Genomic DNA, 14,126 nt, shown 5'->3' on the forward strand with positions numbered 1-14,126 from the left:
CGGTTCGAATCCGGCCGTCCCGACAGACAAAAGCCCTGACCAGCGGAAACGCTGGTCAGGGCTTTAAGTTTGTCTATAGGGTTTGACAAGTAATGAACGCCTTGAACGAGGCTCGACATTGGGCTGTCGTGGGTTTGAATCTCTGCTTTGCTCACGAGCGCGGTCGTGCTGGTGCTGGCTTGGACACTAGTTGCTGGGGAGGGTCAGCCGCGCGTAGTCGGGTAGGGAGGTGATTACTCGGCGCTTGCCGTTGGCGGGGTTGGCGGCGACCAGTTCGGCGCCGCGGGCGGTCCAGCGTTGCAGGAGGAGTTCGGTGCCGGAGAGACCGAGGAATTCCTCACCTTGGTCGTTGTTGGGTGCCACGAGGTCTATCCGGCCGGCTGGTTGGCCGGACCGTAGGTCTACTCCGACCATTGTCCAAGGGGGTTCTGACTGTGGCTGTTCCGGCTGGTCGGTCGGGGTCTGCTTCTGCCGGGTGACCACAGCCCACACGCTCGGCGGATTGCCTCCGCCGCGGATGACCGGGGCGAGCGCGTTGCGGAAGTCGCCGGGGCCTACCTGCAGGGTGGTGGGGATCGACACCGACCGGGCGCTGCGGCTGTCGGCGTCTTGAATGGCGATGGTGAGATATCGGCGCGGCCGGAGGTTCGCGCCGAGGTTGAACTCCAAGGTGGCCAGTTCACGCCCGTCGAGGAATGCCAGCATTCGACGCGCCGGCATCGCGGGTAAGCCCAGCGGGCGCAGTTCTCCGCTGGGCAGGGTGAATGCCGTGTACGTCTCGCTGGTGCCGGTGGTTTGCCCGAGCAGCAGAGACTGTCCGTCGGTGGACCATTGCCGCAGTTCGTAGCCGGGCGGGACGGCCCGATCGGTGGTCCCGGTGAGGTCGCGGATCCACCACTGCCGGTCTCGGCGGTGGGCGAACCACCGTCCGTCGGGGGAGAGCGCATGACTGAACTCGCTGATGGTGACCAGCCCGACGGCGAATTGGTCGCCGGTTGCGGTCACCAGGTACATGGGCAGTCGAGGCAAGCCGCTTTTTGTGGCGGTGAAGCTTTTGGGGTCGTTGATCTGGTAGAGCAGGGTTCCCCGTCCTACGGCCCGGTCGCTGGGTAGGGCGCTCGGGTTGGTCGGTGGCAGCAGCCGGTCGGGTAGCCCGGCGAAGAGTTCCACAGCGGCATCGGTGGTAGTGACCTCGGCGGATGCCGGTGACGGGGTGGCGGTTGTCCGCCAGACTGTCACTCCGGCGGCCCCGCTGGCCAGCACTCCGGCCAGCGCGATAGCGAGCCATGCCCGGCGTCGGCGCGGTCGCGGCGGCGGGACGGGTGCCGGCTCCGGTGCCGTGGTTTCCATTGTCGTTCCCCCGATCCGGGCGTTCTGCCCGCCGCACAGCTCACGGGAGTTGTACCGGAGGGTCAACGGCCCGGTCAGACCCGACATCCAATCGTGATCTTGAGGATGCGCGGGTCCTCGATGAACACCTCGCACGCCCGGGCGGTTCAAGCCGCAGGGCCTGCCCGAAGCGGTCGTGACTGCCATGAGCATCGTCGGTGTGACAACGAGCGCGTCAGCCGGTGCCTGTGTGTGCTGTGTTCGCAGGGCCCACCGCCAACCCGCCAACAGTCTTCCGCTGCTGCCGTCACGGGCGTACGCCGCGCAGTCGTTCTTGCTCTGCGGCGCTCGTCGTCGGAGCTGGTTCGATAGGAAGCGATACAAATCGCACTGCCATCGCTCTATGTGCGGCGTTGCCAGGTCGTCCTCGACCACGGGCGCTGGTTGGCTGAAGGGCGCGGTCGATCTACGGGCCAAAGTCTCGGCGAGGGGAGCGCTGACGTCAGTGACGGAGTGGTGGTTGAAGCATGGTGCGCGGCAGTCGACCAGACTCGCACCGTTTTGGGCCGCATCTGGGCACGCACCGTTTTGGGCCGCATCTGGGCACGCCACTATTGGGAGGCCGTCGGTCGGCTACCCGGGCAAGTCCTGCTATCCCGTTGCCAGCTAATCAGGACCGGGTGCAGCCGTTGCTAGGTGGCGATACCCCTTCCGGCAACGACGCCGAGGGTCAGCTGGGCGGCAGAGCGCACAATCCCGCCGATCCCGCTATGACGTACATCACGTCATCGGCAAGTTTTCCTGGCGACGGTTACGTGGCGTAGTGAATCAAGCTCAGAGAGGTGCTGTCATAGATAGCGTGCGATACCAACGAGGTCCGATGTGGAGCCGGCCAGCCTGTGCACGCCCCGACGGGACCAAGCGAAGAGATCACTAGCCCTATCGTCTCTGCCACTGCTCCTTGATCGATTGGACGTGTGGCATGGGACGTCGGTGCCGTCGTGGGCTGGCAGCCTGGGTAGCCGCTGCCGTCACCGGCAGTTTGCTCGTCGCTCCTGCCCCCGTGCCCGCCGCTGGGGCGGCTCCAGCGTGTACGGGTGTCGCCCCATCGGAGGCTGCGGCGTCGGCGTTGGCCGCGGCCTGTGCCGAGCCGGTGTCCGTGGACGGCTCCCGCACGGAACTCGCCCAGGTGGTGGCGCAGCCCGACGGGCGGATGCGGTTCGAAGCGGCAGTAGAGCCACAGCGCACCCGTAAGGACGGCAAGTGGACCGACGTTGATCTCGATCTCGCTCCGGCAGCGGATGGTGGGTGGCGGCCGGCGGCGTCGGTCGCCGACGTCTCGTTCTCCGCTGGTGGCAACGGCCCGCTGGTGACCCTCAAGCGCGGCGGCAAGACGATGATGATGTCGTGGCCTGGAGGCCCTCTGCCAGCGCCGGAGGTTTCGGGCGACGCCGTCACCTACCGCAACGTGTTGACTGAGGTGGACCTGGTGGTGCGGGCGACCCGGACAGGGTTCGCTCACGCGCTGGTCGTCAAGTCAGCGGCGGCCGCGGCGAGTCCGGCAGTGCGCCAGATCCGATTCGGGTTGAGCGGGGATGTACAGGTGAGCGCCGAGCCCGACGGCGGATTGCGCGCGACGGCTGGCAGCTCCGTCATCGCCTCAGCGGAACCTGCCATCATGTGGGACTCCCGGACAGGCGAGGCGGCGGGAGCCTCTGCCCGCGGCGGCGTGGCACCGATGGAGTCGATGTCGACGTCGGCGGTCGCCGGCGACTCTGCTGAGGTAGCGCCGGTGGCGGTGGACGTGGTGGGCACCGATCTCGTGCTGCGCCCGGACGCGGAGCTGCTGCAGGCACCTGACACGGTGTTCCCGCTCTTCATCGACCCGCTCTGGTCGGTCTACAAGTCACGGTGGGCCTACGCCACGAACAATGGTTCCTCGAACAGTGACCACACGTCCGCGCGGGTGGGTTTGAATCCGGAGACCGGCGCGCTGTATCGGTCGTTCTTTGAGTTCAAGACGACCGCGAATGGGGTGTCGCTCAAGGGCAAGCACATCGAGTCGGCGTACGTCCAGATGAACCTGGGGCACTCGTACTCGTGTGAGGACACGGTCGCGTCGATGTATCTGTCCTCGGCGATCGACGCGACGATGAAGGCCAGCTGGTCGAAGATGAAGATCCCGACATTCTTGGCCGACGCTTGGGGGCACGCGAACGAGGCTGGCGGGTGTGACCCCCGGCAACCGGACATGATTATGAAGTTCGACGGGGCGACGGTGGCCCGTCAGGTGCAGACCGCGGCGACGGACTGGTGGGACACCATCACGGTCGGGTTCACCGCGCGTTCGTCCGATGGGTCGGGCGAGTCGACGCAGAAGCGGTGGAAGAAGTTCAAGCCGAACGACGCGAAGCTGTACGCGGACTACGACTCCAGGCCGGGCGCACCGAACGGGTTGCAGGTAGCCGAGGTGGCCTGTCCCGCATCGGGCGCCCTGACGGTCGGCACGCTGACTCCGAAGTTTTACGCGGTGTTCCCAGACGCTGACGGTGACGACGACTCGTTGACGGCGGCCTTCGAGTGGATCCAGGTGCCCGCCGGTGGAATGGGCACAGTGACGGACACGTCCCCGGCCCGCAAAACACCGCCACCCGTCAAGGCTGGCATCACCCCGGGCACACGCGCGGACAGCAACCCGGTGACCATCACGACCGGCGTGTTGTATGCGTTCCGCGCCAAAGCTACCGACAAGGCCCCCTATTACGCGACGAGCCCCTGGTCGAAGTGGTGTCAGTTCAGGGCCGACACGACCAAGCCGACAGTGACCGCGCGGGTGGTGGCGCTGCCGGCGGGGCCGGGTATGAGGGGCAGGGTCAGGTTTGAGTCCACCTCCACGGATGTCGTCAAGTTTCTCTACGGCTGGGACGATGCCACCCGGGTTGTCACCGCGCAGGGCACGAACCCCCGGTTCGCCGAGGTGGACATGACGGCGCAGAGCTTCGGCCGCAATGTTCTGTTCGTCAAGGCGGTGGACGCCACTATGAACGAGGGCTCCGGATCGGTTGAGTTCATGGTTTCCCGCTCGTCAGGCCCGACGGCCAGATGGGGCTTGGAGACCTACCCAGGGGTCAACCAGGCGGCCGCGCTAGCTGACGGCGAGCCGGCTCCGGTCAACTCGCCGGTGACGGCGTCGAACGTGACGTGGGCCAACGATGTCCGTTTGGTGGGAGGGCAGACAGCGACGTTCAATGGAACGTCGTCGTACGCGCAGGCCGCCGGGCAGGTTGTCGACACGTCGAAGTCGTACAGCGTGGCCGGCTGGGTGCGGCTGACCGACAAGTCAGCCGACCGGGCAGTGGTGAGTAAGGACGGCGCCGGGTGGGCGTCGCTGTATCTGCAGTATCAGAAGAGCACCGACCGGTGGGTGGCGCAGGTCCCGTCGGCGGCGTCGGGCACCACCACGTGGTGGAATGCGAAGTCGACCTCGGTGCCACAAACCAACGTCTGGACCCACCTGAGCTGCGTGTATGACTCCGTGGAGAACACGCTCAAGCTGTATGTCAACGGAACGTTGGAATCAACGGTCACCGGTGTCGTGGGGTTCAATGACGCCACGCGGCCGTTCTGGATTGGGAAGTCGCCGGCCGGGTGGTGGCAGGGCAGTCTCGCCGACGTGCAGGTCTTCGACCGGGTCTTGGTGCCACACGACTTCACCGGCCAGTTGGCCACCGATCCGCTGTCTGGCGGGTTCAACGAGCCCGGAATCCTGACGCCGATCCTTGCCGGCAGCTGGGATTTCGATGACATGCGACGCTGTTACCTCACCAACTTGCGGGATACCTGCCAGGCGCCTGATCCGCCGTCATCCTGGGGTCGGTGGCTGGCCCTCACCCGGGGCGCGACGAACGGCTCTGGTCACGGCAATGGTGGCTTCGGCCTGTGGCTGGACTCGGAATACTTCCCCAACGAGGGCTACACCAGCGCGTCGGAGGAGTACGCCCGCAGCGCCGTCAAGACCGGAACAACCCTACCCAACGGCGACGGCAACCAATTCACCGTCTGGCAGGACACCCCGGTGGTGCGCACCGACGACTCGTTCACCCTGTCCGCGTGGGCGATGATCGACAGTCTGACCGGCAGCAGAGCGATCCTCTCGCAACGGGGCGCAAACGAGAGCGCCGGCTGGCTCAAGTACACCGAGACCGAGGGCAAGTGGTCGTTCGTGGTGAGCGATGAGGACGCGACGACCACCGCGACGGAGTGGGTGTCGTCGACGTCCGCCGCGGCCGAAGGGGTCTGGACGCACCTGACGGGCGTCTACGACGCCAGCCGCCGCGAACTACGCCTCTACGTCAACGGGCAGTTGCAGGCAACCAAGGCGGTGGCGTTCACGCCGATGAAATCGTCGGGGCCGCTGTTGGTGGGACGCACGCTGTGGCATGACCAGTTCGCCGATCAGTTCAGCGGCGGCATTGACGACGTGGCGGTCTTCCAGGGCGCGATGACCGACACCGCCGTACTCAACTCGTACAACGCCCACATGTCGGTCTCACCTGGCACGAACACCTTGGCAAAGGGCGAGAGCCTCTCCGCAGGTCAGTACCTGCGCTCGGATGTCGGCAATTACCAGCTGTGGATGCAGGACGACAGCAACCTCGTCCTTACCCAGGCAGGTTTCCCCCTCTGGGACACCGGAACCCGGGGCACTCCTGGCGCCCACCTGATCCTGCAGACCGACGGCAACTTGGTTGTCTACAGCCGGGATGGCACACCGGTGTGGCACACCAACACCCGAGGTACGAACGCCAGCCGCCTCGTGCTGCAGGACAACGGCGACCTGGTGCTCCTCGACCCCGGCGGAACAGTCATATGGCACCGGTGACCCGGCGGTAAACCATCTCCTGCTCGGCCCGGTCCCCGGCCAGGCCGAGCAGGAGAGGTCAAGGTCCGCCGGTCCGGCAACGGCCTTCGCTCCTGTCGAATTTTCCCCAGGCTTTTGTGGTTGTTGGAGAGGAACAGTTCATGTCGGCACGGTCTGTGCGCGGCCCACGGCGGGTCCGCCGGAGTCTTCCCGGTACGAGCGCCCGGCGCTGGCCGTTGGTCGGGTCGGTGATCGCGTCTCTGGTGCTGTCCCTGGTGCCGTACGTGCCAGCGCAGGCGGCGGCACCGCGACTGCCGTCGAAGCCGCCGGCGGAGAAGCTCGACCGCGACGGCGGTCCGGTAACCGGCGGCAAAGCCTGGCAGCAGAACAGGGTGACTTCGGCTCCCTCACCGGCACCGAAATGGCCCGCTTCCGCAGCTGCGCGGGTCGACCTCGCCGCGACCTCAGCCCGGGCGGCCAGCAGCCGCGGCGTGCAGGCCGGTTCCCTGCCGGTCTGGGTCGAGCGGGCCGCCGGCAAGGCCGGCAAGCCGCTCACCAAACTCAACGTGAAGGTCGTGGACCGGGCAACCCTCCCGCAGGCCTGGCGCGACGGCCTGATGCTGCAGGTGACGGCCCCGCAGGGCGCACCGACCGGCGTGGCGAAGGTGTCAGTCAACTACGACTCCTTCCGCTACGCGGCCGGCGGGTCGTGGGCGTCGCGCCTGCGTCTGTGGCAGGTGCCGCAGTGCGCGATGAACAACCCCACCAGCCCCAACTGCCGGTCGGTGCCGCTGCACACCATGAACGACGCCAACGCCGGAATCGCCACCGCGGAGGTGAGCGTCGCCTCCGCCGCTGCGCCATCCGGCTCATTCGTCATGCTGGCTGCTGCGTCTGCCGGGGCCGACGGTGACTTCGGCGCGACCAGCCTCGCCCCCTCGTCCACCTGGTCCAGCGGCGGTAGCGGTGGTGACTTCTCGTGGAACTACCCGCTGCGCATGCCGCCGACGACTGGCCCGGCACCGTCAGTCGCCCTAAGCTACTCGTCATCCACGGTCGATGGCCGGTCGGAGGTAACGAACAATCAGCCGTCGTGGATCGGCGAGGGCTTCGACTACTCCTCCGGTTTCATCGAGCGGCGGTACGTGCCGTGTGCCGAGGACATGAAGAACGGGGCGAGGAACACCGCGAGGACGGGCGACCAGTGCTGGCGCTCCGACAACGCGACGATGAGCCTCAACGGCCACGGCGGTGAGCTCATCTACCAGGCCGGTAAGGGCTGGCACTCCCGCGCCGAGGACGGGTCGAAGATCGAGAAGCTGACCGGGGCGACCAACGGTGACAGCGGTGACCCGGCCTACGGGGACGTGGGTGAGTACTGGAAGGTGACGACCACCGACGGCACCCAGTACTTTTTCGGCCGGCACAACCTGCCCGGGCAGACGTCCGTAACGAACTCCACCCTCACGGTGCCGGTGTTCGGCAACCATGCCAAAGAGCCGTGTGCGAAGGGCACGTTCGTGGGGTCGGACTGTGTGCAGGCGTGGCGGTGGAACCTCGACTACGTCGTCGACGTGCGCGGCAACACCATGTCGCTGTGGTACGGCAGGGAGACCAACAAGTACGCCCGCAACGTCACCGACTCCGACGACGTGACCTACGACCGGGCCGGCTACCTCACCCGCATCGACTACGGCACCTACGACCGGACGGCCGCGACGCACGGTGTCACCGAGCGCAGCACCACCCCGTACGCGCAGGTCCTGTTCACCACCGATATGCGCTGCTTCTCCACCTGTGGCACCGAGGCCGCCCCGGTGACCGCCAGTTGGAAGGACACGCCGTGGGACCAGGAGTGCAAGGTGTCGGCCACGTCCTGCCCCCAGCAGTACACGCCGACGTTCTGGACGACCAAGCGGTTGAAGACGGTCACCACCCGGGTGTGGGACACCACCAAATCAACCCCGGATTGGCAGAACGTCGAATCCTGGACCCTGGGGCACACCTTCTCGGCGACGGGTGACTCCACCCACGAGGGGCTGTGGCTGGACCGCATCGACCACGCGGGCCTGGTCGGCACCACCGCCATCAACCTTCCGAAGGTGACGTTCGGTGCGGAGTCACTAGCGAACCGGGTGTACACCGAGCACAGCCCCACCGACAACTGGCTGCGCCTCTCGAGCATCGTCACGGAAACCGGCGCCCGCATCAAAGTCGACTACTCGCAGGCCGAGTGCACCGCCGCCATCGTCGCCACGCTGGCACCACACAACAACACCCGGCGTTGCTATCCGGTGAGGGTGCCGGATCCGCAGGATCCGACGGGCAACACGCTGGTCACGGAGTGGTGGCACAAGTACCGCGTCGAGCACGTGGCCCAGGACGACGTCCAACTGCCAAAGGGAAAATCGCCGACCACGCACACCTGGTACGACTATCCCGAGTCCCCGGCGTGGCACTTCGACGACGATGACGGCCTGACCAGGCCGGAGCGCAAGACGTGGGGGCAGTGGCGTGGCTACGACAAGGTCAAGACCCGGGTCGGGGACAGCGGCAACCCGCGCACATTGACCGAGACGACGTTCCTGCGCGGTATGCACGGCGACAAGCTCAGCCCATCCGGCGGCACCCGCAGCGTGCTCGTGCCAGCCTCGGTGGGCACGGAGACCGTCTACGACGAGGACCAGTTCGCCGGACAGATCCGGGAACAGGTCGTCTACAACGGTACCGAGACCAAGCCGGTGTCCAAGACGGTGAACGTTCCCTGGCGGTCGGACCCCACCGCGAGCCGCACCATCAACGGCGACCTGGTGGAAGCACGGTTCGTCAACACCCAGACGACCTACGCCGGCACCGCGTTGGGCGTCGACGGCTCCCGGGGGTGGCGCACCTCGCGCGGGACGAGCGACTACGACCACACGTACGGAACGGTCACGTGGTCGCAGGACGACGGGGATTTCTCGAAGACCGGCGACGAAAAGTGCACCTCGTACACTTACAACCGGAATCTGGGCAAGAACCTCACGCAGCTGGTCAAGCAGACCACGACCACCGCCTTGCCGTGCGACGAGGACGAGGACCCCACCAGCGTCGACGACATCATCTCCGACACCCGCACCTACTACGACGGCGCGACAAGCGTCGACACCGCACCCACGTTCGGCTCGGGAACCAAGACCGAGCAGCTCAAGGACTGGGTATCCGGCACCGGAACGGTGTGGCAGACGACCTCCCAGGCCACCTACGACTTTGCCGGCAAGCAGCGGACCGCGACCGACATCAAGGGCAACGTCACCACTACCGCGTACACCCCGGCGGTGGGCGGGCCGATCACCCTGGTGACCAGCACGAACCAGCTGAACTGGTCGTCGAAGGTGGAGACGAACCCCTACTGGGGCTCGACGACAAAAACCACCGACCCCAACGACAAGGTCACCTCGACGGTCCAGTACGACGCCCTCGGACGTGTGGCCAAGGTCTGGACGCCGGGATGGACCCACGCCGCCAACCCCAACACCCCATCGGCGCAGTACACCTACACGTTCGCTGACGGACGCGACAGCTACCCCTACGTCATGTCGAAGACCCTGAACGCCGACGGCACCTACATCACCTCGCACCAGATCCTCGACGGGCTGCTGCGTCCGCGGCAGACCCAGTCGCCGTCGCTGGGCGGCGGCAGCGACCGAGTCGTCACCGACACCCTCTACGACGAGTACGGGCGCGAGGCAGCCAGCTACGCCGCCCACGCCGAGCCCGGCGCCCCGTCGGGTGTCTTCTGGTCCGAACCGGACTGGTCCGTACCCGCGGTGTCCCGAACCGTCTACGACCAGGCGTCCCGACCCACGAGCAGCATCTTCCTCGCCGGCGACGACGTCACGAATCTGCTGGAGAAGTGGCGCACCGTCACCAGCTACGAGGGTGACCTGACCAAGGTCACCCCGCCGAAGGGCGGCACCCCCACCACCACCGTCACCGACATCGAGGGCCGCACCGTCGCACTGCGGCAACACACCACGCCCTCCGGTGTGAACGGCGCCTACCTGGAGACCACCTACGCCTTCAACCGCAAGGGCCAGGCGACAAAGAACGCTGACTCGGCCGGGAACGAGTGGATCAACGAGTACGACGCCAAGGGCCGCCTCTGGCGCACCACCGACCCGGACAAGGGCACCACCACCAGCGCCTTCTACGACGACAACGCGCTGAAGCAGACCATCGACGCTCGCGGCGAGACCCTCTGGTACGGCTACGACCAACTCGGCCGCAAAACACAACTCCGCGACGACTCCGCCACCGGACGCCTACGCTCTGAATGGAAATACGACACCCTCTACGGCGAGCCGAACCCCAGATTCAAAGGACAGCTCACCCAGAAGATCCGCTACGACTACGACTCCGCCGGCACCGCCAGCAAGTACGAGTGGCACGTCGGCAACTTCAACGAACGCTACCAACCGACCGGCGTCGACTACGTGATGCCGTGGAACTCCGACCTCGGCGACACCTACGGCTTCGGCTACAGCTACTCCCAGTACACCGGCGCCCCCACGAAGACCGCATACCCAGCCGGCGGCGGCCTCGTCAACGAGCAAGTCACCACCGACTACGACGCCACGACCGGCATGCCGGTGCGCCTGGACACCAGCCTCACCGGGTTCGTAGGTACCTTGGCGACCGCCAGCTACACCGCGTACGGCGAACGTAGCGGTTCGATCTACAAAATCCCCGGGAGCGGCAACTTCACCCAGGACACCGTCTACCGCGATGGGGCAACCCGCCGAGTCGACCGGACCATCATTGAACGCTCGACGGTTGCCGGCACGGTCTCGGACCGCCGCTACTCCTACCAGAACGCCGGCAACATCGAGTCGATCATTGATACCCCACAGGTCAATGAAGCGGATGCCCAATGCTTCCGCGACGACGCACTGGGGCGCCTGACGACCGCCTGGACCCCGAAGGCCGGGGTTTCCTGCGCCACGGACCCCGTCCTCGTCAACCTCGGCGGGCCGGCACCCTACTGGCAGGACTGGACCTTCACCGACACCGGCAGCCGGCTCACCGAAACCAGCAACGACAGCAGCGGGAAAACCACCCGCAGCTACACCATGCCCGACGGCGGCCAGGGAGTCGTGCTACCCCACGCCGTCACCAACGTGAAGACCGTAAGACCTGATCGGACCACCGCTAGCAGTAAGTATGAATACGACAAGTCGGGCAATATGACTTGTCGGCCTGGCATCCAATCCCTCAGCAACAACTGCTTCACCAGCGCCAACAACCACATCCTCGGCTGGGATGCCGAGGGCAAGCTCGCCACCGTTAGCGTCGCCGGAAAGGCCATCGAGACCAACATCTACGACACCGACGGTGTTCGGCTCATCCGCAAAGACACCACCGGCACCACCCTGTACCTCCCCGGCCAGGAGATCCGCTTCCAGGGCGGCGTCCAAACCGGCAGCCGCTACTACGACTTCGCCGGCACGGCCATTGCCAGCCGCACCGCGGGCTCAGCGGTCACCGACCTGACCTGGCTCTACAGCGACCACCAAGGCACCCAACAAATCGCCATCAACGCCGGCACCCAAACTGTCGACATCCGCCGGCAAACCCCCTACGGCACACCCCGCGGAACGAACCCCACCTGGCCCAACAGCAAGGGCTTCGTCGACGGCGACAAAGACCCCACCGGCCTGATCAACATCGGCGCACGGCAGTACGATCAATTCCTGGGGCGTTTCATCTCGGTAGATCCGATCATGGATCTGGGCAACCCGCAGCAGTGGGACCCTTATGCGTACGCAAATAACACCCCAGTGAACCTTAGTGACCCTAGTGGAATGATTCCGGCTGATTGCATAACTGTCGTCAGTTGCCCCGGCTATCGGCCCGGTGATGAGAATGGCAACCGTGAAGAGAAAGAAAAGAATTCTGAATGCTGGCCGCACTGCTCCGGTAGCAAGGTAGGTGGATCGTCGACTGATGCGCCAGGGGCGGCATCAAAGCCTTGGGCGACTGATGGGGAGCGGTCTAAGCGGAAACTAGAGGCCCTATACGGCGCCAAGTGGGCCGATTTGACCGGGCCGGACGCGTATCAAGGCGTCCGCGAGATGGCGATGCAGCAATATGAAGAAGAGATGTGTCGTCTTCACCCGAAAGAATGCCAAGACATATCGTTGGAGCTGGCTGCCGCCATCGGATTTGTTTGGTTGGTGAGAGGGGAAGGCGTGGGCGCGCCCAACGAATCGACTGAAATCGTGCGGGACGCGGCCGACCGGGCTCTCAAAAACGCGGGTAGCGCAAGCGAGTTGATGAATAAACACTTGAGCGCAGAAGAGCTGACGCTTCCCGCTCGAAAAGGCTCGTTCATGTGGCGCGTGATATTCGGAACCGCGCTGCATCGCGCAGTTGACGCTGAGCTGCAAGCGTCTCATCCGGGTCGATTCCGTTACAAAGCAAGCCATGGCGTAGATTTTACTGATACCCAAACGGGTAGGCAGGTGGAGTTCACGACCGGTTTCGATGTTGCGCCGCATGTTGGTCGAAGTGGGGGTTATGTCACGTCCTCTTACGTTGCCTATCAGGTCAATGTTCAGGTCGGACTCCGGTAGAATTGGTTGCAAAATGACATCTCCTCAGGACAGGAAAATGCCTTGGAAAGGCTCGAAAAGTATTTGACTGGAACTCGCCTGATCGTGCACGGGGGCGTATTCATTGAACAGGAGTTTGCCAACCCGAAGATTGATGAGATTGTTGTCGCCAATGGGGCGAAGCTGGATCGAGTTGTCTTCCGATCAATAAAAATAAAACGTGGTAGCTTTGGTGCGGGAAGCGCTGAGTCGCACTATGAAAGGTGCGTCTTTGTCAACTGCGAATTGAGTGTTAGCTCAGTTGGCAGGGCGACATTCAGGAATTGCAGGTTCGAGAGCTCGAAAATCAAAAACTGGATTTCGTTGTCGGCCCAATTCGTGGGCTGCGTCTTCGAGTCAAGGTTAGAGCGCGTCGTATTTGACGCGCAGCCCTTGCCGAACGTTGCTGCCGATCTGGGTCGCGAACGAAATCGATTCGAAGGAAACGATTTTGGGGGTTCTATATTCCGTGACGTCGCATTCCGAGGAGGAGTGCAGTTGGCAAAAGATTTGATGCCCACGGAAGATGGAGGCTATTTTCTTCGCGACGGTGAAGCCGCATACTCACGTGCCGTCAGCCGGGTGAGAGAAATTGACTCTTCATGGGCGAACGACGTTCTAGCCTTTCTCGAGGTTCGTCTGCAGAACTGCCGACGCGGTCAGGTGCAGGACTACATTTCACCGCTGGACGTGGCCACTGCCACACGTGACCCTGACGGTCGTGCATCACTGAACGAAATGCTAAGGGAAGGCGCGAAGCTACCCTGAATGAGGGCACCGTCGCGCTACGGCTCAAGCCATTTGACAAAGTGCGAGTCGCTGCCTGGCTCGCCCGGCGGCAGGTCGACAAACTGGCGGCCGGCCGGACCGGCCGGGAGGGGGACCTTCGGGTCCAAGAAGAGCTGCGCAGGCTCAGCGTGGTTGCGTTCGCGATGTTCAACCGCGGCGCGGCAGTGGGTGAGCGAGGCCGAGCTGGGGCGTGACCTAGAGGCACTTCCCGTCTGACCAGCCGCAAGCCCGTCGCCCGGCGACCAACTGGCTGACGGACGCACACGTCGCAGCAACGACTCACCCCCGTTTATCCCCCGAAAACCCCGCCAAATCGTTGACGAAGGGTGACAAGAGACAATGAGCGCCTTGCTATGTCTTCGCAGCCCAACGGCCATCTTCGGCAAGCAATGACAAGCTTGATCCGGTTACCGTTGGTAGCAAGGGGTCGTCGGTTCGAATCCGGCCGTCCCGACCGATTGACCTGGGGAGACGAAGATCTTCTCAGGCAACGGCGGTAACATCCGGTAACGGAT

The 14,126-nt window shown here is 64.8% G+C and carries 4 protein-coding genes; 3 read left to right on the forward strand and 1 reads right to left on the reverse strand.

From position 1 onward, the window contains the following. Nucleotides 1-186: 186 nt before the first annotated feature. Nucleotides 187-1,437, reverse strand: a complete 1,251-nt coding sequence (locus ACWER9_RS27295; RefSeq protein ID WP_452304537.1) for a hypothetical protein — start codon at nucleotides 1,435-1,437, stop codon at nucleotides 187-189. Nucleotides 1,438-2,311: 874 nt separating this feature from the next. On the opposite strand from ACWER9_RS27295, the gene ACWER9_RS27300 reads away from it, so the two are divergent. From ACWER9_RS27300 to ACWER9_RS27310, 3 genes are all read left to right on the forward strand, one after another. Continuing rightward, nucleotides 2,312-6,211, forward strand: coding sequence for a LamG-like jellyroll fold domain-containing protein (locus ACWER9_RS27300; protein WP_452304538.1), 3,900 nt, complete (start codon nucleotides 2,312-2,314; stop codon nucleotides 6,209-6,211). 227 nt (nucleotides 6,212-6,438) lie between these two features. After that, the gene (locus ACWER9_RS27305) at nucleotides 6,439-12,804 is read left to right on the forward strand and encodes an RHS repeat-associated core domain-containing protein (RefSeq protein WP_452304539.1); all 6,366 of its coding nucleotides are present in this window, start codon (nucleotides 6,439-6,441) and stop codon (nucleotides 12,802-12,804) included. Between the two features lie 6 nt (nucleotides 12,805-12,810). Further along, nucleotides 12,811-13,590 (forward strand): hypothetical protein, encoded by a 780-nt coding sequence (locus ACWER9_RS27310; protein ID WP_452304540.1) that lies wholly within the window; start codon nucleotides 12,811-12,813, stop codon nucleotides 13,588-13,590. Nucleotides 13,591-14,126: the final 536 nt, after the last annotated feature.

Source organism: Micromonospora sp. NPDC003944, from assembly GCF_053605225.1.

Excerpts from the sequence above, each read along its gene's own strand:
- ACWER9_RS27295 (WP_452304537.1), bottom strand. The coding sequence starts at position 1,437 with ATGTCGGGTCTGACCGGGCCGTTGACCCTCCGGTACAACTCCCGTGAG.
- ACWER9_RS27300 (WP_452304538.1), top strand. The coding sequence starts at position 2,312 with ATGGGACGTCGGTGCCGTCGTGGGCTGGCAGCCTGGGTAGCCGCTGCC.